Annotated in this window: 19 protein-coding genes; 14 read left to right on the top strand and 5 right to left on the bottom strand. The window is 68.7% G+C overall.

The genetic code is table 11. The annotated features are described in order from the left end of the window. Window positions 1–6 precede the first annotated feature (6 nt). Window positions 7–1,437, bottom strand: coding sequence for an efflux transporter outer membrane subunit (locus tag EPN98_RS10205; protein ID WP_293362580.1), 1,431 nt, complete (start codon window positions 1,435–1,437; stop codon window positions 7–9). Between the two features lie 182 nt (window positions 1,438–1,619). On the opposite strand from EPN98_RS10205, the gene EPN98_RS10200 reads away from it, so the two are divergent. The 3 genes from EPN98_RS10200 to EPN98_RS10190 all read left to right on the top strand — a co-directional run bounded on the left by EPN98_RS10200 (window position 1,620) and on the right by EPN98_RS10190 (window position 5,041). After that, window positions 1,620–2,393: a TetR/AcrR family transcriptional regulator gene (locus EPN98_RS10200; protein ID WP_293362579.1), complete on the top strand. Its 774-nt coding sequence runs from the start codon at window positions 1,620–1,622 to the stop codon at window positions 2,391–2,393. A 59-nt stretch (window positions 2,394–2,452) separates the two neighbouring features. Next, the gene (locus tag EPN98_RS10195) at window positions 2,453–4,108 is read left to right on the top strand and encodes a M28 family metallopeptidase (RefSeq protein WP_293362578.1); all 1,656 of its coding nucleotides are present in this window, start codon (window positions 2,453–2,455) and stop codon (window positions 4,106–4,108) included. 108 nt (window positions 4,109–4,216) lie between these two features. Next, window positions 4,217–5,041, top strand: a complete 825-nt coding sequence (locus EPN98_RS10190; RefSeq protein WP_293362577.1) for a DUF72 domain-containing protein — start codon at window positions 4,217–4,219, stop codon at window positions 5,039–5,041. 5 nt (window positions 5,042–5,046) lie between these two features. Here the strand turns inward: EPN98_RS10190 and EPN98_RS10185 are convergent, their stop codons facing one another. Further along, complete coding sequence (locus EPN98_RS10185; protein WP_293362576.1) at window positions 5,047–6,528, bottom strand: HWE histidine kinase domain-containing protein; 1,482 nt, start codon at window positions 6,526–6,528, stop codon at window positions 5,047–5,049. A 149-nt stretch (window positions 6,529–6,677) separates the two neighbouring features. Between EPN98_RS10185 and EPN98_RS10180 the strand changes: the two genes are divergently transcribed. Beyond that, complete coding sequence (locus tag EPN98_RS10180) at window positions 6,678–7,601, top strand: SDR family oxidoreductase (RefSeq protein ID WP_293362575.1); 924 nt, start codon at window positions 6,678–6,680, stop codon at window positions 7,599–7,601. 107 nt (window positions 7,602–7,708) lie between these two features. On the opposite strand, the gene EPN98_RS10175 is transcribed toward EPN98_RS10180, so the two are convergent. Beyond that, window positions 7,709–8,017, bottom strand: a complete 309-nt coding sequence (locus tag EPN98_RS10175) for a hypothetical protein (protein WP_293362574.1) — start codon at window positions 8,015–8,017, stop codon at window positions 7,709–7,711. A 174-nt stretch (window positions 8,018–8,191) separates the two neighbouring features. Between EPN98_RS10175 and EPN98_RS10170 the strand changes: the two genes are divergently transcribed. From EPN98_RS10170 to EPN98_RS10160, 3 genes are all read left to right on the top strand, one after another. Next, complete coding sequence (locus EPN98_RS10170) at window positions 8,192–10,129, top strand: methyl-accepting chemotaxis protein (RefSeq protein WP_293362573.1); 1,938 nt, start codon at window positions 8,192–8,194, stop codon at window positions 10,127–10,129. A 194-nt stretch (window positions 10,130–10,323) separates the two neighbouring features. After that, window positions 10,324–10,947, top strand: a complete 624-nt coding sequence (locus EPN98_RS10165) for a TetR/AcrR family transcriptional regulator (RefSeq protein WP_293362572.1) — start codon at window positions 10,324–10,326, stop codon at window positions 10,945–10,947. Between the two features lie 66 nt (window positions 10,948–11,013). Further along, window positions 11,014–11,994, top strand: a complete 981-nt coding sequence (locus tag EPN98_RS10160) for an NADPH:quinone oxidoreductase family protein (RefSeq protein WP_293362571.1) — start codon at window positions 11,014–11,016, stop codon at window positions 11,992–11,994. Here the strand turns inward: EPN98_RS10160 and EPN98_RS10155 are convergent. Beyond that, window positions 11,991–13,211, bottom strand: coding sequence for a hypothetical protein (locus EPN98_RS10155; protein ID WP_293362570.1), 1,221 nt, complete (start codon window positions 13,209–13,211; stop codon window positions 11,991–11,993). The genes EPN98_RS10160 and EPN98_RS10155 overlap by 4 nt on opposite strands. Before the next feature lie 95 nt (window positions 13,212–13,306). Here EPN98_RS10155 and map point away from each other — a divergent pair, with 95 nt between their 5' ends. The 7 genes from map to EPN98_RS10120 all read left to right on the top strand — a co-directional run bounded on the left by map (window position 13,307) and on the right by EPN98_RS10120 (window position 19,214). Next, entirely contained in the window at window positions 13,307–14,056 is a 750-nt protein-coding gene (map, locus tag EPN98_RS10150; RefSeq protein ID WP_293362569.1) for a type I methionyl aminopeptidase, read from the top strand. Window positions 14,057–14,132: 76 nt separating this feature from the next. Continuing rightward, window positions 14,133–14,267 (top strand): 50S ribosomal protein L34, encoded by a 135-nt coding sequence (gene rpmH, locus EPN98_RS10145; RefSeq protein WP_068877158.1) that lies wholly within the window; start codon window positions 14,133–14,135, stop codon window positions 14,265–14,267. 27 nt (window positions 14,268–14,294) lie between these two features. Then, entirely contained in the window at window positions 14,295–14,663 is a 369-nt protein-coding gene (gene rnpA, locus EPN98_RS10140) for a ribonuclease P protein component (protein WP_293362568.1), read from the top strand. Window positions 14,664–14,702: 39 nt separating this feature from the next. Then, on the top strand, window positions 14,703–16,508 hold the full coding sequence (gene yidC / locus EPN98_RS10135) for a membrane protein insertase YidC (protein ID WP_293362567.1): 1,806 nt from the start codon (window positions 14,703–14,705) through the stop codon (window positions 16,506–16,508). A gap of 56 nt (window positions 16,509–16,564) precedes the next feature. After that, entirely contained in the window at window positions 16,565–17,164 is a 600-nt protein-coding gene (yihA, locus tag EPN98_RS10130) for a ribosome biogenesis GTP-binding protein YihA/YsxC (protein ID WP_293362633.1), read from the top strand. Window positions 17,165–17,249: 85 nt separating this feature from the next. After that, a complete protein-coding gene (locus tag EPN98_RS10125) occupies window positions 17,250–18,392 on the top strand; it encodes an acyl-CoA dehydrogenase family protein (RefSeq protein ID WP_293362566.1) in 1,143 nt (380 codons plus the stop codon). Between the two features lie 69 nt (window positions 18,393–18,461). Beyond that, on the top strand, window positions 18,462–19,214 hold the full coding sequence (locus EPN98_RS10120) for a Crp/Fnr family transcriptional regulator (RefSeq protein ID WP_293362565.1): 753 nt from the start codon (window positions 18,462–18,464) through the stop codon (window positions 19,212–19,214). Window positions 19,215–19,223: 9 nt separating this feature from the next. On the opposite strand, the gene EPN98_RS10115 is transcribed toward EPN98_RS10120, so the two are convergent. Beyond that, window positions 19,224–20,456, bottom strand: coding sequence for an amidohydrolase family protein (locus EPN98_RS10115; protein ID WP_293362632.1), 1,233 nt, complete (start codon window positions 20,454–20,456; stop codon window positions 19,224–19,226). Between the last annotated feature and the right edge of the window lie 40 nt (window positions 20,457–20,496).

The raw sequence follows: 20,496 nt of genomic DNA, 5'->3' as shown, positions 1-20,496 counted from the left end.
CGCGTCTCATTTTGCGGCGTAGGCCTGGGCGGGCCAGCCGCCGCCAATGGCCTTCATGGCCTGGACGGAGCGGCGGAGCGCCTGGACCTGGGCCGAGGTGAGCTGGGCGCGCACGCTGCGCCAAGCCTGCTCGGCCGAGAGGGTGGAGGAAAGATCGGTGAGCCCGCGGCCGTAGCCAGTGCGGGCGGCTTCATAGGCGCGCCGGGCGCGGGCCTCGCCTTCGGTGAGCAGCGCCACGCGGCGGCGGTCAGCGTCCAGGCTGACCAGCGCGCTTTCCGTTTCCTGGAAGGCGGTCTGGACAGTCTTCTCGTAGGCAGTGACGGCCTGCTCGGTGCGGGCGTTCTGGACCTTCAGGTCCGACAGCAGCCGCGGGAGCGACAGCACCGGCTGCATCACCGAGCCGGCGATCGACCAGTTCTGGGTCTCGGAAGAGAAGCCCGGCTGCTCGATGCGCGACCACCCGATGCCGGGCGAGAACGTGAAGGACGGGAAGAAGGCCAGGCCCGCCAGCTTCTGCTGGGCCGCGGCCGAGCGCAGGGCGGCCTGCGCCTGACGCACGTCGGGCCGGCGCTGCAGCAGCTCGCTGGGCAGCACCTGGGGCACGGCCGGGGCCTGGCCGACTTCGGGCGTGGCGTTGATGTTGGCCGTCGGCTCGACGATACGGCCCGCGAGGATCAGGATCGCGCGCTTCTGCACCTGCAGTTGGGCTTCCAGCGCCGCGACCTGGGCTCTGGCCTGCGAGAGGTCGCCCGCGATGCGATCGGGCTCGGTCCCGGCGGCGAGGCCCCGCTCGGCGCGCTTGGAGGCGATCTCGTAGAGGTCCTGCTGGATCCGCGTCGTCTCGCGGGCGTCGGCCAGCTGGATGGCCAGGCCCTTGGCCTCGAACCAGCTGTCGGCCGTCTCGGCGGCGAGCTGGGCCCGCGCCACCTCATAGGCGTAGCGGACGCGGTCGACCTCGGCGTTGGCGGCGCGGTAGGCCACGAACCCGCGCCCCCAAGGATCGACTTCCCAGTTCACGGTGAAGGCGGACTGGTATTGCTTGGACACGCCGGCCGTCGAAAAGCCCGGGATGTTCGCCGCCGTGCCGCCGATCTGGTCGGTATCCGTGCGGCGCCCCTGCAGGGTTGCGTCTCCCTGGGGCAGGTACTGCAGGATGGACCCGGTGCGTTGGGCCTTGACCTCGTCGAGGCGCGAGCGGGCGGTGCGGATGTCGGGGTTGCGGGCCAGCGCCTGCTCGATCAGGGCGGTCAGCTCTGCATCGTTGTAGGCGGTCCACCAGGTATCCAACGCCAGCGCGCCTGGAGGCGGCGCGGCGGCCGATGCTCCGGCCGGCGCTTCGAAGGCGGCGGGCAGGCGCAGATCAGGGTCCCGCGGGCTGGCGCAACCGGCGAGCGCGAGGGTGGCCATGACGGCAAGGTAGCCAGGGCGACGAAGCATGGGGTTCAGGGTTCTGCAGATCGGCGTTGTTGAACAGGACTCGCACGCCCGGCGCAATTGAAGCGTGGGCCCATATTCCGGATGTCGCCTCCGCCGGCGACTCTTGCGGCCACCGTGCGACGGCCCGTCTCGCTCAAACTCTGTATGATGTAAAGTGTTTTCTCTGTAATGTACGGACCAGCATGACGAAGGATACGACGGTCGGGGTGGACCCCAAGCGCAGCATCGACCTGCTGTGGGGCGACGCCGAGCCCGGCCGCCGCGGACCCAAGCCTCGCCACTCGGTGGACAAGGTGGTCGAAGCTGCGATCGCGGTCGCCGACGCCGAAGGACTGACCGCCATCTCCGTACGCCGGATCGCCCTGGAGCTCGGCGTGTCGGCGATGTCGATCTACACCTACGTCCCCTCGAAGGCCGAGTTGGTCGAACTCATGTTCGACCGTGTTCTCGGCGAGATGGCTGCGCCGCCTTCGGCGGACGTGGGCTGGCGCGAGGCGCTCACGGACGTGGCCCGCGAACGCTGGCGGATGAGCGAACGCCACCCGTGGATGCTGGACCTGGCCATGCACCGCCCGCCCCTGGGGCCCAATCTGGTGCGCCGCCACGAGTCGGCGCTGGGCGCGCTCGACAGCACGGGCCTGGACGACCTGACCAAGGACCTGGTCATCGACGTGCTGCACAACTTCCTGCTGGGAGCCCTGAAACAGGCGCGCGACGCCCGCGAGGCCGAGCAGTTGAGCGGGCTGACCGACGAGCAATGGTTCGCCGTGGCCGAGCCCGCCATCACGGCGCGGTTGGATCCGGCGCGCTTCCCTCACCTGCTTCGCCTCAGCGAGGCCTGGCGGGCGGCGGACAAAAGCGTGGTCGCCGATCCGCTGTGGCGCTTCGGCTTCGGTCTGAACGTGGTGCTGGACGGCATCGAGGCGTTGATCGCGGCGCGTCGGGCCGCAGCCTAGCCGAAGGGCCGCGAACCTCTTACGGTCGCGGGAACATCCCCCCATTCCCGAGTACATGCATGCATAAGCTTTTCCTGAGCGCGGCGGTCATGGTCCTGGCCGCCAGCTCGGTCTCGGCCGCGCCCTCGGTCATCGATGCGCAACGGGTGTTGCGCGACACGCAAGTGCTTTCCTCCGACGCCTATGAGGGCCGCGCGCCCGCCAGCGAGGGCGAGAAGAAGACCGTCTCCTATCTGGTCGAGCAGATGAAGGCCGCGGGCCTGCAGCCCGCCGGCGATCCGCTCCCGGGCGGCGGCCGCGCGTGGACCCAGGACGTGCCGCTGGCCCGCTTCGCCACCAAGGGCCCGATCGCCGTCAGCGCCAATGTCGGCGGGACGGTGGAGACCTGGACCCAGGGCGAGCAGATCGCCATCCGCGCCGCCCAGACGGGGATCGATCGGTTGACCATCAAGGACGCCCCCGTCGTGTTCGTGGGCTATGGCGTCAAGGCGCCCGAGCGCAACTGGGACGACTTCAAGGGCATGGACCTGAAGGGCAAGGTCGCCCTGGTCCTGGTCAACGACCCTGACTTCGAAACGGGGTCTGGCGACTTCGGCGGCAAGGCCATGACCTACTATGGCCGCTGGACCTACAAGTACGAGGAGGCCGCGCGCCAGGGCGCTGTGGGCTTCCTGGTCATCCATGAGACGGCGCCCGCCGCCTACGGCTGGGCGACGGTCAAGAACTCCAACACCAACGAGATCTTCGACGTCATCCGCAAGACCCCCTCAGAGGCGCACGCCCCGCTGGAGGGCTGGGTGCAGCGCGACGTGGCCGCGGGCCTGCTGAGGGCCGCCGGCTTCGATTTCGACGCCCTGAAGAAGCAGGCCCAGACGCGCGCGTTCAAGCCGGTGGAGCTGAAGGGCGTCACCTTCTCGGCCGACTACGCGGTCGACGTGCAGAAGGTGGTCTCGAAGAACGTCGTGGGCGCGGTGATCGGGAGCAGGCGCCCGAACGAGCGCGTCTTCTACACCGCCCACTGGGATCACCTGGGCGTGGGCCAGCCCGACGCCAAGGGCGACACGATCTACAACGGCGCGCTCGACAACGCCTCGGGCACGGCGATGCTGCTGGAACTTGGCCGCGCCTTCGCCAAGGGCCCAAAGCCGCAGCGGACGATCGTGTTCCTGTCGGTGACCGCCGAGGAGAAGGGCCTGCTGGGCTCGGAATACTACGCCCGCAACCCGCTCTATCCGCTGGGCACGACGGTGGGCGTTCTCAACATGGACGGCGTGGGCCCGACCGGCCTGGCGCGCGACTTCACGACGTCGGGCAACGCGCCACTGACCCTGCAGGACGAGTTGATCGCGGTGGGCAAGACCCACGACCGATACTTCACGCCCGACCCGCGGCCGGAGGCCGGCAGCTTCTTCCGTTCGGACCACTTCCCGTTCGCGAAGGTGGGCGTGCCGGCCATCAGCTTCGGCGGCGGCCAGGATCTGGTGACCGGAGGCAAGGCGGCCGGCCTCGCCAATCGCACCGCCTACACCGCCGACAAGTACCACCAGCCGGCCGACGAATTCGACCCGGCCTGGGACCCCAAGGGCTTCGAAGCCGACGGCGCGCTGTTGTTCGACCTGGGCCAGAAACTGGCGAACAGCCGCATCTGGCCCGATTGGAAAGAAGGCGCCGAGTTCAAGGCCGAGCGCGACAAGACGAAGTCGCAGCGGAAGTAGGAACTCCCCTCCCCCGAGGGCAGTGAGAAGGGGGGAGGACGAAACGGAACATGTTGAGAACCTGCACGACAACCGCTACCTAAACGACGGCAACTTCGGAGACGGCACATGGCCGGCGCAGGCAGGATCCGGTGCGGGATCGGCGGATGGACGTTCGAGCCTTGGCGGGGGGTATTCTATCCCGCCAAGTGGCCGCAGGCGCGCGAGCTGGAGTACGCCAGCCGCCACCTGACCTCGATCGAGATCAACGGGACCTACTACTCGTCGTTCAAGCCCGACAGCTGGGCCAAGTGGCGCGCCTCGACGCCCGAGGGCTTCAAGTTCTCGGTCAAGGCCTCGCGCTTCTGCACGAACCGCAAGGTGCTGGCTGACGGCAAGGCCAGCATGGACATCTTCCTGGGCCAGGGTCTGACCGAGCTGGGCGACCGGCTGGGGCCGATCCTGTGGCAGTTCATGCCGACCAAGAAGTTCGACTACGACGACTTCGCGGGCTTCATCGACCTGTTGCCGGAGAAGGTGGGCGACCTGCCGGCGCGGCATGTGCTCGAGGTGCGCAACGGCACCTTCAACGACCCCAAGTTCATCGGCCTGTGCCGCGATCGGGGCGTGGCGATCTGCAACTCTGACAATGAGAACTACCCCTTCATTCCCGACATCACCGCCGACTTCGTCTACCTGCGCCTGCTCTCGGCCAATGACGAGATCCCGACGGGCTACGAGGCCAAGGATCTCGACCTGTGGGCCGGTCGATTCCAGAGCTATGCGCGAGGCGAAGTGCCGGGAGATTTCACGCCGGTGGACCGCACCGGTCCTCCAGAGGGGCCTCGCGACGTCTATGCCTATGTGATCCACGAGGGGAAGGTGCGCGCCCCGGCCGCCGCGATGGAGTTCATCCGGCGGGTCGATCCCGACTTCGAGATCCCCTCCGACTGAGCCGCCTAGTGCGCCGCCGTCAGGTCGTCGCCGACCGCGGGCCGCGGCAGGTCGGGCGCCTCGCCGGGCTCGGGATCGAAGGGGGCGACGATCTCGCAGCGCACGCCGGCCGCCAGAAACCGGATGGCGACGTTGCCGCCCAGTTCGTGCGCGAGCCCACGTTCCAGCAGCCGCGCGCCAAAGCCGCGGGTGGCCGGCGGGGTCACCCGTGGGCCGTCCCTCTCGCGCCACTCCAGCCGCAGCATCGGAGGATCGGACGTCTCGTCCAGCCGCCACGCGATCTCAACGCGCCCCACGTCGACCGACAGCGCGCCGTACTTCACCGCGTTGGTGGCCAGTTCGTGCACGCCCATGGCCAACGCCAGCGCCATCTTGGGTGAGATCCGCAGGTCCGGACCCGAAAGCGTCACGCGGCCCGGCCCGTGCGGCGTCATGGTGCGGGTGAGGATCGTCGTGAGCGAGGCGCCGGCCCAGCGCTCGCGGGTCAGGATGTCGTGGGTCCAGGCCAGCGCCATCAGGCGGTTCTCGAAGTCGGCCAGCGGTCCGGCCCCGCCCGCGCGGCCCAGGCTCTGACGAGCCACCGACTGGACGGTGGCCAGCATGTTCTTCACCCGATGATTCAGCTCGTGGATCAGAAGCTGCTGGCGTTCCTCGGCGCGCCGACGCTCGCCCACCTCGCGCCGCAGCTTGGCCTCGGCCAGCTTGGACGGGGTGACATCGAGCGTGACGCCCACCACGCGGCCTGGCGCGCCGTCGGCGCGGCGGTCGACAACCGCACAGCTGGAGCGGAGCCAGCGATGGCGACCGTCGGCGGCGGCGACGCGGAACTCGAAGGACGCCTCGTCGCGGTCGACCAGCCCCCGCAGGGTGGCCATCACCCGTCCGATGTCCTCGTCGACGACGAAGGCGCGCCAGTCCGCAACGGCCTCGTCGGCTCCTTCCACGGCGGACAGCCCGATCAAGGCGCGGGCGGCCGACACATCCAGCCAACGCATCGCCCCGCCCGTCCGCCATTCCCAGGTGGCCGCGCGCGCGGCCTGATGTGCGAGCCGCAGGGTTTCGTTGGCGGCGCGGAGGCGGCGCTCGTTACGACGCAGAGAACGCTCGCTGCGTTCGCGCTGAGTCACGTCGCGCAGGATGAAGATCATGCCGCTGGCGATCGGAAGGCCGACGATCTCGACCCACTCGTCGCTGCCGCCGGGCCGCTCGGCCACGAACTCGACCGCGGCATTGTCACGCAGCGCGCTGCGCAGGCGCAGCTCCAGGGTCTGGTCCTGCAGGCCGGCGAGCACCTCGCCCAGCGGCCGGCCGACGGCCTCGCCTGAATTCGCGCCCAGGAACCGCGCGGCGGCGGCGTCGCAGAAGCTGAGCACGGCGGACCGGTCACAGGAGAAGAGGCCGTCGAGGCTGGCGCCCCGCAGCAGAGCCTCGCCGATTTCCGTCGCGAGGCTGCCCGGATCGCCGGGCGAACGAATTTCGGCCGCCATCAGCTCCTCGATGCGGCCCCCCGACCCAGAGTCAGGATGACGCAACGCGCGTCGCGGCGCTGGACGGCGCAGTGTCGCAGGGCCCCCGCCATTGACGCCCCCTGCGTCATGGGGCCGCATGCTGGGTAAAACGGAGGAAGACTGCCGCCATGACCGAATTCACCCTCGACGACCTGATGTTCAAGCCGGGCCTGATGAAGGGCCAGCGCATCCTGATCACCGGCGGCGGCACCGGGCTGGGCAAGGTGATGGCCGAAGGCTGCTCGATGCTGGGCGCCGACGTCATCATCTGGGGCCGGCGCGGCAATGTGATCGAAGAGACGGCCAAGGAGCTCTCGGACCATGCCGCCAAGGTGGGCGGCGGGACGGTCACCGGCATGGCCTGCGACATCCGGGTTCCGGAGGCGATCCACGACGCCATGGATCAGGTCTGGGCGGGCGGCGCGCTGACCGGCCTCGTCAACAACGCCGCCGGCAACTTCATCAGCCGCACCGAAGACCTGTCCCCCCGTGGCTTTGACGCCATCGCCAACATCGTCTTCCGCGGTTCGTTCTTCGTGACCCTGGACGCAGGGAAGCGCTGGCTGGCCGAGGGCAAACACGGCTCGGTGGTCTCGATCCTGACCACCTGGGTCTGGCATGGCGGGCCGTTCACGGTGCCCAGCGCCATGTCGAAGGCCGGCCTGAACGTGATGACCCAGTCGCTCGCCGTCGAATGGGGCGGTCGTGGCATCCGCTTCAACGCCATCGCGCCGGGGCCCTTCCCGACCGAGGGCGCCTGGGCGCGCCTGAACCCCGGTGGCGGCGTCGGCGCCGATGGCGAGAAGCCCGACCCGACCATCCCGCTGGACCGCAATGGTGAGATGCGCGAGCTGGCGAACCTGGCGGTCTATCTGCTGGATCCGGGGTCGGCCTATGTGAACGGCCAGACCATCGCCATCGACGGCGGCGGCCACCTGAAGGGCGGCGGCGGCTTCGGGCGCCTGTCGGAGTGGGGCGACGCCGAGTGGGCGGCCGCACGCGACGCCATCAAGGGCGCCAACGAGAAGGACCGGGCGCAACGCACGGTCTAGCGGCGCGACCGCAAACGAAAAGGCGCCCCAGGGAGGTGGGGCGCCTTGATGTTCTTTGTTGATTTCAGCCGGGTCTTGCGCCCGGCCGCCACCGCCAGGGCTGGTGCTTACGCACCACCGGGGAAGCGCATCGGGATCTTCACGTCGCCCGACTTGTCGCCCATCGGCATGGCCGCGGCCACGCACAGGGCGGCCTTGTCGAAGCCCTTGCCCGGCGCGCTGTCCGAGAGAACGGTGCAGCCGTCCAGCTTGCCGCCGTTCGCAGTGCACTGAAGCATCACGGTCGCGGCGTCCTTGGTGTTCGCATTCTTAACAAGGCATTTAGCCATGTTCTCTTGGAACGACGCGGCGCTGACGCCCGACGCCAAAGCCAAACTCAGAACAACACCACCGAAAAGAGAGACAGCTTTCTGCATCCCCACCTCCTGTTGAAGAAACGATGGTGAGAGGAATACCCGGCGGCGGTGAATCATCTCTAAATTTCTCACCAAAGTGGGAAAAGTGAGAATCCGTTAGGGACCTTCGTTCATTGTGAACAGGCTCGCGGAGCCTCTCCCGAGTGAGAAAAAGAACTTCGGGGGATCCCTCGCATGAAACGCTTTCGACTGGATGACCTGCCGTTGCTGGTGAAGGTCGGCTTCGCGCCCGCGCTCGCGCTGGTGATGATGGCCGTGCTCGCGGCCGGAACGGTGGTGCTGCAGCAAAGCCAGACGCGGGAGCTAGAACGCGTCGTTCAGACCGACATGCCAAACAGCCTGCGGATGCAGAAGATCTCGGAACGGATCACGGCCGTTCACGGAGATCTTTATTTCCTGCTCACCCACCAGGCGGCATCCATCGAAGCCGAGAAGATCCCGGAGCAGAGCAAGGCTCTGATGGCCGAAGTCGACAAGATCGCCAAGGACGTAGGCGTGGCTCGCGCAGCGGCGCCAGCCTCGCAGCGCCCCGCCTACGACAAGCTGATCAAGGACCTGAAGGAAACCCGCGAGGCCCTCGACATCATCGTGGCCATGATGAGCGCTGACTTCGCGTCGGCCGCCGGCTTCGCCGCGCCGTTCGAAGACCAGTATGCCAAGATGACCGGCAACCTGCAGGCCATCGTGGCGCAGGCCCAGGCCGAGACCGACAAGAAGGCGCAGGCCGCCAGCGACGCCGCGAAGGCCGCGCAGATGGCCACGATCGGAGCCGCCCTGGCGACCTTGCTGGTCGTGGGCGCGATCGCCGCGTTCCTCGTTCTCAACATGAAGAAGGCGGTGCAACGCATCGCCGGCGCCACCGAGCGCCTGTCGCGCGGCGATAACGACGTCGATGTCGAGAAGCTCGAACGCAAGGACGAGCTGGGCGCGATCGTGAAGTCTCTGGCCGTCTTCCGCGAGAACCAGCTTCACCTCGAGCAGATGCGCGCCGAGCAGGAACAACAGCGTGCAGCCGCCGAGGCCGCGCGCCGCGAGAACGCCGCCCTCGCCGAAGCTTCGGCCGAGGAACAGGGGCGCGTGGTCAACTCGCTGGCCACCGGCCTGGAACGCCTCGCCATGGGCGACCTTACGGTGCGCCTCCGGGAGTCGTTCCCGGGCGGCTACGAGAAGCTGCGCAACGACTTCAACGACGCGGCCGACAAGCTGGAAGTCGCGCTGGCCGCGATCGCCAACTCGACCTACGCCATCCGCTCGGGCGGCGGCGAGATCGCCTCGGCCACCGACGACCTGTCGCGCCGGACCGAGCAGCAGGCGGCAACCCTGGAGCAGACCGCCGCCGCGCTGGACGAGATCACCGTCACGGTCCAGCGCTCGGCGCAGGGCGCCAACCAGAGCCGCGAAGCCGTGGCTTCGGCCAAGGCCGAGGCTGAGCGTTCGGGCGACGTGGTGAGCCGCGCCGTCGCCTCGATGACCGAAATCGAGCGCTCGGCCCGCGAGATCAGCCAGATCATCGGCGTCGTGGACGAGATCGCCTTCCAGACCAACCTGCTGGCGCTGAACGCCGGCGTCGAAGCGGCGCGCGCCGGCGACGCGGGCAAGGGCTTCGCGGTCGTGGCCTCGGAAGTCCGGGCCCTGGCGCAGCGGTCGGCGGAATCCGCCAAGCAGATCAAGGGCCTCATCTCGACGTCCACCTCGCAGGTGGCGGAGGGCGTGAGCCTGGTCGGCGAGACCGGCGAGGCCCTGCACCGGATCATCAGCCACGTGGACGAAATCTCGAAGCTGGTCAGCGAAATCGCCCAGTCGGCCAAGGAGGAAGCCACCGGCATCGCGGAGGTGAACACCGCCGTGAACCAGATGGACCAGGTCACTCAGCAGAACGCGGCCATGGTGGAAGAGACCACCGCGGCCTCGCGCATGCTGGCCGGCCAGACCGAAGAGCTGTTCGGCCTCGTGCAGCGCTTCCAGGTCAACGCCTCGACCCATCAGGCCGAACGCCCGGTCGCCCGCGAGGCGGCTCCGGCCCCCGCGCCGCGCGCCAGCGGGGGAAGCGCGGGCAGCTTCCGGACCCAGGGCAACGCGGCGGTCGCCGAGGACAACTGGACCGAGTTCTGACGGTCAAGAGGACCCGGACGCGGGCGTGGGACCATACACGCTCGATTTCGGAGGGCCGGCGTACGGGACCATACGTGCGCCGGCCCTTTCGCATCCGGAGGCCGCGCGGCGACGCGCGGCCTTTCCGTTTGCGGAAACCATCCTTGGCCTTCTAGAATGACACCCGTCACGTTTTGAGTTGCGTCGGGAAGAGAATGTCTCAGGTCGCCTATCTTCCTGCGGGCAAGCGGGAGCAGACGAAGGTCCAGAACCGCCAGGCCATCCTGGACGCGGCGCGAGAGGTGTTCGGCGAGCTGGGCTACGAAGCCGCGACCGTGCGCGACATCATCCGCCGCACCGGCCTCGCGGCCGGGACGTTCTACAACTACTACCGTTCCAAGGAGGAGGTGTTCGCGGCTCTTGCCGACGACGGCGCCCGCCGGTTCGCCCCGATCCTGAAGGCCCTGCGCAGCAAGGGTGGCCCGCTGGATGGTTTCGTCCGCGAGGCCATCGTGGCCTACTTCGAGTTCATGGCCGACGAGCACGTGAGCTGGATGGCGCGTCGGCCGGCCGGCGAAATGCAGCCGCATATCCAGGGCGAGACGCCCGAGATGGCCGCTGTCTTCAACGAGGTGAAGGACGCGCTGGAGCACGCCATCAACGAGGGCCGCGGGCCCTTGGGCGACACCGAATACATGACCGCCGCCTGCATCGGCGTGGCCCGCGAGGTCTGCGACAAGATGCTGATGCGCCGCCCGATCGACGTGGGCGCGGCCGCCGACTTCACGGTCGAGATGATCCTGGGCGGCCTGCGCGGCCTGCCCGGCGCGAAGTGCTGACGCCGCCTTCCGTCCCCTTGCGGAACGCCATCTACGGTATCGGCTCCGCCCTCACGGAGTAGCCGCATGCGCGCCCTGGTCGTCGAGAAACTCCTGCCGGACTACGGCGGCTGCGTGGTCAAGGACATCCCCACCCCCGAGCCCGGCCCCGGCCAGGTGCGCATCAGGGTGCGCGCGGCCGCGGTGAACTTCCCCGACCTCATGCAGACGCGCGGCGAGCACCAGCACAAGCCCGAGATCCCATTTGTGGGCGGCATGGAGCTGGCGGGCGACGTGGACGCCTTGGGCGAAGGCGTGACAGGCTTTGCGATCGGCGACGCGGTCTGCTCCGGCGGCCGCGGCGGCTTCGCCGAGTACGCCATCCTGCCGGCGGCGACCCTCCGGAAGAAGCCTGCGAAGCTGAGCTACGGCGAGGCCGCGGGCTATCCGGTGGCCTACCTGACCGCCTACGTGGCGCTGAACCGCGTCGCCAATGTCCAGCCGGGAGAGTGGGTGCTGGTGCATGGCGCGGCCGGCGGCGTCGGCCTGGCCGCGGTCGACTACGCCAAACTCCTGGGCGCGAAAGTGATCGCCGCCTCGGCGTCGGACGACAAGCTGGCGACCATCGAGAAGGAATACGACGTCGACGCCACCGTGAACGTCACCCGCGGCTTCCGCGAGCGGGTGAAGGAGCTCACCGGCGGCCGCGGAGCTGACGTGATCTACGACCCCGTGGGCGGCGACGTGTTCGACGAGAGCATCCGCTGCATCGCCTTCGGCGGCCGCATCCTCTCCATCGGCTTCACCAGCGGCCGGCTGCCGACGCTTCCGGTCAACATCGCGCTGATCAAGGGCTTCTCGGTCCACGGCGTGCGCGCCGGCGAGTACGGCCGCCAGTTCCCGGACAAGGGCCGCGAAAACAACGAGGCGATCTGGAAGCTGGCCGAGGAGGGCAAGGTCCGCCCACGCGTCGACCACGAGTACCCGCTGACCGAATGGCGCGAGGCTTTCGAGACGCTGGCCCAGCGCAAGGTGGTGGGCAAGACGATCATCCGGCCGGATCTCTAGGGAACCGGAAAGCCCGTCAGATCCCAGGTCGCCTTGCGGCCGCCAGGCAGCACGATGATCGCATCATGGGCGTGGATGTAGTCGCGCAGCTCGGCTTGCCGCGCTGGCTCGAGTTGGTTGGCGAAGGCGCGCGCCCAGGGCTTCAGGGGTCGCAGGTCGATCATCACAGGGGTTGCCGGCGGGCCATCGGGGAACAGCGGGGCCAGGAACGGCGCGTCCTCCAGCCAGGCGAAACCCTCGCCCACCGGGATCACGTCGACGCCGTAAGCCTCCATCCCACCCGCGATGGCGAACTCGTGGGCGAAATTGCCGATGGTGTAGGCCCCGCCCGGGCTGCGGCCGCGGTACATGTGCCAGCTGCCGAACTTGAACATCACCTTGGGCAGAACGCCGGCCTTCGCCGCGCGGCGATAGTTCTCCAGGAACGTCCGCTTGAAGAGCGCCTCGCGCTCGGTGTTGTTGTAAAGGCCCACCCGCTCGCCGGCGTTGGCGCGGCGGTTGTACGAATAGATCTCGGCGCTGGTGATCAGGCCGGTGAACAGCCGGTCGGCGCGCGAACCGGGCTCGGGATCATAGGCCGCCTCCAGCGCCTGCAGCCGCGCAAGCGTGGTCGGATCGTCGTGCAGGAAGGCGCCCTGGTTGGCGCGGGTCTCCTTGCTCTTGGCCTCCTGGTATAGCTCCTGGGCCGTGGAGCGGGTCTGGGGGGGCGCCAGGCCAACCAGCTCCTCCAGATAGCGGGTCGCCCCCTGGGCCTGCTCCAGGCCCCACAGCACAGGATCGCCGGGTCGCGAGCCCTTGCTCACCTCGGCCAGCAGCCGCAGGTCGTCATCCGAGGCGAAGCCGATGTGCGACGGATAGCGCCTGGCCAGCGCCGCGATCTTGCCGAGGTCGCCCTTCATGCCGTTGACCGCGTCGATGGCCAGCGGGTCCTGCTCGACCGCCAGATAGCGGAAGCCCCGTTCGCGCTGCAGCCGGTTGAACAGGGCGCCGGCGAACCGCGGGGTGTCGCGGTCGTGATGGTTCTCGCCCATCAGCAGAAACTGGGCCCGCTCGGTCTGAGCCAGGAGGAAGTCCGCGCCCGGCCCCTTGATCCCTTCCGCCGTGAGCTCGAACGCCCGGGTATTGGCCGCCAGCAGCGCGCGGGTGTCAGTGGGCGTCTGGGCCAGGGCCGGCGCGGCCAGCCCCAGCACCGCGGCCAGGATCAGAAGGAATCGCATCGCCATCTCCGGCTTTTCCGGGCGTGACTATGGAAGCCGCGGCTGCGACGGCAAGCGGGCTTGGGCCGCGGGCCGACTTGCGTCAGGATCGGACCATGACGATCGAGAATGAAGATCAGCTCGACAAGCTGAAGGCCGCCGGACGCCTCGTGGCGCGTACCCTGAAGGCGATGGGCGAGGCGCTGGAGCCCGGCATGACCACCCGCGAGCTGGACCAGCTGGGCCGAGCGATGCTGGAGGCCGGCGGCGCCCGCTCGGCGCCCGAGCTCACCTACGACTTCCCCGGCGCCACCTGCATCTCGGTGGGGCCCGACGTGGCGCACGGCATCCCGGGAGACCGGGTGATCCAGGCCGGCGACCTGATCAACATCGACGTCTCGGCCGAGCTGGACGGCTTCTTCGGCGACACGGGGGCCTCGTTCGCCGTGCCGCCGGTGACCAAGCGGGTCGAGCGCCTGTGCCGCGACGGTCGGCGCGCGTTGTGGACCGGCATCCGCGCCGTGCGCCCAGGCGCCGACCTCAACGCCCCCGGCCGCGAGATCGAGGCCTTTGCGCGCCGCAACGGCTACAGCCTGGTCCGGAACCTCGCCAGCCACGGGGTCGGCGCCTCGCTGCACGAGGAGCCCACCGAGATCGCCACCTGGGTCGACCGTTCTGACCGCCGCAAGATCACCGAAGGCCTGGTCTTCACCCTGGAGCCGTTCCTGTCGCTGGGCGCGGACTGGGTCGATGAGGTGGGCGACGGCTGGACCCTTCGGCCTCCCGGCGGCGAACCCACGGTCCAGTACGAGCACACGCTGGTGGCTACCCGTCGCGGACCGCTGGTGATGACTCTGGCGGAGTAGCCGGCCCGAGGTGGTTGACAGCCCCCCGCCCTTCCACTATCCACCGCCGCTCGATTTTCGACCCGGAGCTTTCCTCGTGAAGCGCACTTTCCAACCGTCTCGCCTGGTGCGTGCGCGCCGTCACGGCTTCCGCCTGCGCATGTCCACGAAGAATGGTCAGAAGATCCTGGCGCGCCGTCGCGCCAAGGGCCGCAAGCGCCTGAGCGCCTAAGCTCAAGCGTTGCCCTAAGGTGTCCGGGTGACGGACGCCAAACCGACCATTTCCAGATTGACCAAGCGCAGCGAGTTCCTCGCCTGCGCCAAAGCCCCCTCGCATGCGAAGGGGGCTGTCGTCGTTCAGGCGCGCCCGCGCGGCGACGATGACCCCCGGGTGCGGGTCGGGTTTACCGCCACCAAGCGCATCGGAGGCGCCGTCGAGCGCAACCGGGCCAAGCGTCGGATGCGTGAGGCGGCGCGCCTCATGCTGCCCCTCCACGGGGCTCCCGGCGTCGACTATGTGATCATCGCCAGGGGCGGCGCCATCAGCCGGCCGTGGGACCGTCTCCTTGACGATGTGAAAACCGCGCTGATAAGGCTCGCCCCCGACCGTGCGGCTCACCACCTGTAGCCCGGCCTCGCCCTTCTCTCCGACGGAAACCTGCGTTCCATGCGCGACGACAACACCCGCAACACGATCATCTTCTTCGTGGCGGCGGCGCTCCTGCTTCTGGTCTACCAGATCTTCGTCATCGAGCCGCAGACCAAGCGGGCCATGGAGGAGCGCGCGCGCCAGGCGCCCGCCGCCGCCGTCTCGACCGCCGCGCCCAATGCGCCGCAGATGTCACAGGTGGTCACTCGTGAGGCCGCCGTGGCCGCCACGGCCCGTGTGCCGATCGACACGCCGGCCTTGAAAGGCTCGCTGTCGCTGCGCGGCGCGCGCCTCGACGATCTCTATCTGGTCCAGTACCGCCAGACGCTCGACAAGAACTCGCCGCCGGTCGAGCTGCTGCGGCCCGACGGCACGCAGTACGCCATGTTCGCCGAGCTGGGCTGGGTGGGCGCCAATGTCGTCGGCATGCCTGGGCCGAACACGCTCTGGACGCTGGCCAGCGGCTCGAAGCTCGCGCCCGGCCAGCCCGTAACCCTGACCTACGCCAATGGCCAGGGCCTGACCTTCACGCGGGTGATTTCGGTCGACGACAAGTACATGTTCACGGTCGCCGACACCGTGGCCAACACGTCGGGCATGCCGGTCACGCTGCGCCCCTATGGATCGGTCCAGCGCCAGGGCGTGCCGCCCAGCCTGGGCAAGAACGGGGTGATCCACGAGGGCGGCGCCGGCTGGCTGGAAGGCAAGCGCCGGCCGCTCAAGTACGCCAAGTGGCAGAAAGACGGCTCGAGCCCGACCTACACATCCACGGGCGGCTGGGTCGGCATCACCGACCACTACTGGCTGACGGCGCTGATCCCCGATCAGAAGAGCCAGATCGACGGCCAGTTCCGCCTGACCAAGGCCCCCACCGCCAACATTCTCGACGCCAAGTTCGACGGCCAGGTGCGCACCATCGCCGCAGGTCGCCAGATCACTGAGACCACCCGAATCTTCGCCGGCGCCAAACAGCGCCCGGTGCTGGAGGCCTACCAGGACAACCTGGGCATCGCCCACCTGGACGAGGCGCTGGACTGGGGCATGTTCTGGTTCCTGACCCGCCCGATCTTCGGGCTGCTGTCGTGGCTGTACGGCTACGTCGGCAACTTCGGCCTGGCCATCCTGGCGCTTACCGTCATCGTGCGTCTCGTCTTCTTCCCGCTCGCCAACAAGCAGTACGAGTCGATGACGAAGATGAAGAAGGTGCAGCCGGCGATGGAGGAGCTGCGCGCCAAGTACAAGGACGACCCGCAGAAACAGCAGCAGGAGCTGCTGGCGCTGTATCAGCGCGAGAAGGTCAACCCGCTGGCCGGCTGTCTGCCGATCTTCCTGCAGATTCCGGTGTTCTTCGCGCTCTTCAAGGTGCTGCAGCTCGAGATCGACATGCGGCACGCGCCGTTCGTCGGCTACATCAAGGACCTGTCGGCGCCCGACCCGACGACGGTGTTCAACCTGTTCGGCCTTATCCCCTGGGATCCGGGCACGCTGCCGCTGATGGGCAGCCTGTTCGCCTACGGTTCGCCCCCCGGCTTCCTGCACATCGGCGTGCTGCCGATCCTGTACGGCTTCACCACCTGGCTCACGACCTCGATGAGCCCGCCGGCGCCCGATCCGGTGCAGCAGCGGATCTTCCAGTTCATGCCGCTGCTCTTCACCTTCATCATGGCTCAGTTCGCCATCGGCCTGCTGGTCTACTACACGTGGTCGAACTGCCTGACGGTGCTGCAGCAGTACGTGATCATGCGCCGGTTCAAGGTGGACAACCCGATCGACCAGATCATCCGCAAGGTGACGGGTAAGCCCAAGCCCGAGGGCGTGGGGTGACCGACGCCCTCGCGCCCGAGCCGACGTTCGACGACGAGGCGCTGGAGGCGGCGCGGGTGTTCTTCGCGCACCCGGTGACCTTCATGATGGGCGCGGTGGCCATGACCGGCCTGCCGCCCGCCGACCTGCCCGAGGTGGCGTTCGCCGGCCGCTCCAACGTGGGCAAGAGCTCACTCATCAACGCCGTCACCGGCCGCACCCACCTGGCGCGCGCCTCGACCGCGCCCGGCCGCACCCGCGAGATCAACTTCTTCGTGGCCGACGAGACTCTGCGGCTGGTCGACCTGCCCGGTTACGGTTTCGCCAAGGTGGGCCGCGGCGAGAAGAACAAGTTCCAGAACCTGGGTCGCGCCTATCTGCGCGGGCGCCCGAACCTGAAGCGCGCCTACCTGCTGATCGATAGCCGCCACGGACTGAAGGACGTCGACCTGGAGGCCATGGAGGCGTTCGACCTCGCCGCCGTAAGCTATCAGATCGTGCTGACCAAGACCGACAAGCTGCGCAGTCAGCGCGACGTCAACCAGGTGGTGGCCGAGACCCTTCGAAAGATCGCCAAGCGCCCGGCAGCCTTCCCGCGGGTCGCCGCCACGTCCTCCGAGAAGGGCACGGGCATCCCCGAACTCCGCGCCGAGATCCTGGCGGCGTGCGAGGTTTGATCCCGCCTTCCCACTGGGTGGGAAAGGACGTTTCCGTCCCCAACGTCACCGCGTTAACTGACGGCTGAACACCGGGATCCGCCTCATGATCGACATGTCCGCCCGCCCCGTCTTCGACGAGGACCTGAACCTCTTCCGCGACCAGGTGCGGAAGTTCTACGAGCGTGAACTGACCCCCAACCTCGACCGCTGGGAGAGCGAGGGGATCATCGGTCGCGAGTTCTGGCTGGCCTGCGGCGAAGCGGGGCTGCTGTGCCCCGGCGTGCCGGCCGAGTACGGCGGCCTGGGTCTCGACTTCCGCTACAACGCGGTGATCTCGGAGGAGCTGTTCTACGCAGGCTCCACGGCCGGCATCACGCTGCAGAGCGACATTGTCGCCGACTACATCGTCAACTACGGCTCGGAAGAGCAGAAGCGCGAGTGGCTGCCCAAGATGGTCTCGGGCGAGGCCATCACCGCCATCGCCATGACCGAGCCCGGCACCGGGTCCGACCTGCAGGCCGTGCGCACGACCGCGATCCGCGACGGGAACCACTATGTCGTCAACGGCTCGAAGATCTACATCACCAACGGCCAGCACGCCGACCTGATCATCGTCGTAGCGAAGACCGACCCGACCCAGGGCGGCAAGGGCATCTCGCTGATCCTGGTGGAAGCCAGCCGCGAGGGATTCAAGCGCGGGCGCAACCTCGACAAGATCGGCCAGCACGCCGCTGACACCTCGGAACTGTTCTTCGAGGACGTGCGCGTGCCGGTGACCAACTGCCTGGGCCAGGAGGGCAAGGGCTTCGCCCAGCTGATGACCCAGCTGCCGCAGGAGCGCCTGGGCATCGCGGCGCAGGCGCAGGCCGCCGCCCAGCGGGCGTTCGACGAGGGGGTGAAGTTCACCAAGGAGCGCAAGGCGTTCGGCCAGACGGTCTTCGATTTCCAGAACACCCGCTTCACCCTGGCGGGCCTCAAGGCCAGGCTGCAGGCGGGGTGGGCGCACCTGGACTGGGCGATCGCGCGCCACCTGGAAGGCAAGCTGACCGCCGCCGAAGCCTCGGCCGCCAAGCTGTTCCACACTGAGTTGCAATGGGAGGTCTGCGACGCCGCCCTGCAGCTGCACGGCGGCGCGGGCTATATGAACGAGTATCCCATCGCGCGCCTGTGGCGGGACGCCCGCGTCCAGCGGATATACGGCGGGACGTCCGAGATCATGAAGGAAGTCGTGGCCCGCACGATCTGACGGCCCGACGCAACAAGCGCGGCCGTTCGGGCGTTGTCCCCCCATGGTCAGGCCATGGGGATGTCCCGCATGAACACGTCCTTCGCCCCCGGGCGCGACATCGGCGCTCGCGACACGGGCCACCGCTCGAACCGGCTGCTGGCGGCGCTCGCGCCCCGAGACCTGGAGGTGCTCAAACCCCACCTGGAGCCCGTGGCGCTGAAGCGGGGCCAGGTGCTGTTCGAGCCCGGGGACGACGTGGTCACCACCTATTTCCCCTGCCACCGGACGATGGCCTCGCTGCTGATCGTCACCCGCGACGGCCGCGAGGTTGAGGCCGCCACCATCGGCCGCGAAGGCGCCGTCGGCGGGATCGTCAGCGAGGGCCACAAGCCTGCCTACGGGCGCGCCGTGGTGCAGCTTCCCGGCGACGCCTACGCCATCTCCACCAGCCACCTGGAGGCGGCCAAGACCGGCTCGCCGCGGTTCGGCGACCTGTTCTCCCGCTATGCCGACAGCCTGCTCGCCCAGATGATGCAGGGGGTGGCCTGCAACGCCCTGCACCGCGTGGATGAGCGGTGCGCCCGCTGGCTGCTGGCCGTCCACGACCGCGCCGGCCACGGCGTCATACACCTGACCCACGAGTCGCTGGCCGAGATGCTGGGCGTTCAACGTTCGACGGTCACCACGGTCACCGGCGAGCTCCAGGCCCGCGGCCTCATCCGTACACATCGCGGGCGCGTTGAAGTGGTGGACCGCCGCGGCCTCGAGCGGGTCGCCTGCGAGTGCTACGCCGCGGTGGAGCAGCACTTCGCGACGCTGCTGCCCGAGGTGGCCGAGTAGGCGTCCTGGCTAGCGCCGGGCCACCTCGCCGCCCTTCATCACGAACACCGGCTTCTCCAGCACCGTGACGTCGGCCAGAGGATCGCCCTGGACGCCGACGAGGTCGCCCCAGAAGCCCTTGGCCACCTGGCCCACGTCGTTCTGCCAGCCCAGGGCCTCAGCCGAATTCACTGTGGCCGACTGGATCGCCTGGAGCGGCGTCGCGCCGAAGCGGACCATCACCTCGAACTGCTTGGCGTTCAGGCCGTGCGGATACACGCCCGCGTCGCTGGAGAAGATCATCCGCGCGCCGGCCTTCAGCGCCTTGCGGTAGTTCTCGCGCTGGATCCCGCCGATCTCGCGGTCCTTGCGCAGGTTGTCCTCCAGCTCGCCGTTCTTCTTGCCCTCGGCCTGGGTGTAGTCGGTGTTGTAGATGTCGAAGCCCAGCCAGGTCCCCTTCTGGACGGCCAGCTTGATGCCTTCGTCGTCGATCAGGCTGACGTGCTCGATCGTGTCGATACCCGCGCGGATCGCGTCCTTGATGCCGGGCGCGCCGTGAGCGTGGGCGGCCACCTTCATTCCGGCCATGTGCGCCTCGTCGGCAATGGCCTTCATCTCCTCCAGGGTCAGCTGCTGGGCCCCGGGCTCGTCGCCGCGGGAGAAGACGCCGCCGGTCGCGCAGATCTTGATCGACCGGGCGCCGTACTTGCGCTGGGTCCGCACCATCTTGCGGCCCTCGTCGGGACTGTCGACCAGCGCCGGGCTCTTCTGCTCCATCGACGGCGGGAAGTAGGTCTCATCGCAGTGGCCGCCGGTGGCGCCCAGAGCGTAGCCCGACGCCATGATCCGGGGTCCCGCGATCCACCCCTCGTCGATCGCCTCGCGCAGGCCCACGTCGGCGTAGAAGGCCGTGCCGACGTTGCGCACCGTGGTGAAGCCCGCCTCCAGCGTGGTCTTGGCGTTGGCCACGCCGACCGCCGTCCAGAAGCTGTCGGTGAACTCGTAGGGTCGGTAGCCGCCGTACTTTCCGGCGCTGGTCAGATGGACGTGCATGTCGATCAGGCCGGGCAGCAGGGTCACGCCCGGCAGGTCCACACGCTGAGCGCCCGGAGGGACCGCATCGCCCGCCTTGCCCACCGAGGCGACGCGGCCATCGGTGATCAGGATCAGGGGCTTTTCGACATACTTGCCGGTCTTGACGTCCAGGAGCCGCTCAGCGCTCACGGCCACCGTCCCGGCCTGGGCGACCCCCGCGACCAGCATCGCGGCCAGCGCCGCCCCCACCCCCAAACAACGCATCGCC

Origin of the sequence: Phenylobacterium sp., from assembly GCF_004299445.1 — a bacterium.
Classification (GTDB): Bacteria; Pseudomonadota; Alphaproteobacteria; order Caulobacterales; family Caulobacteraceae; genus Phenylobacterium.
The sequence above is the reverse complement of the archived record's forward strand: the minus strand, read 5'-3'. Positions and strand labels throughout refer to the sequence as shown.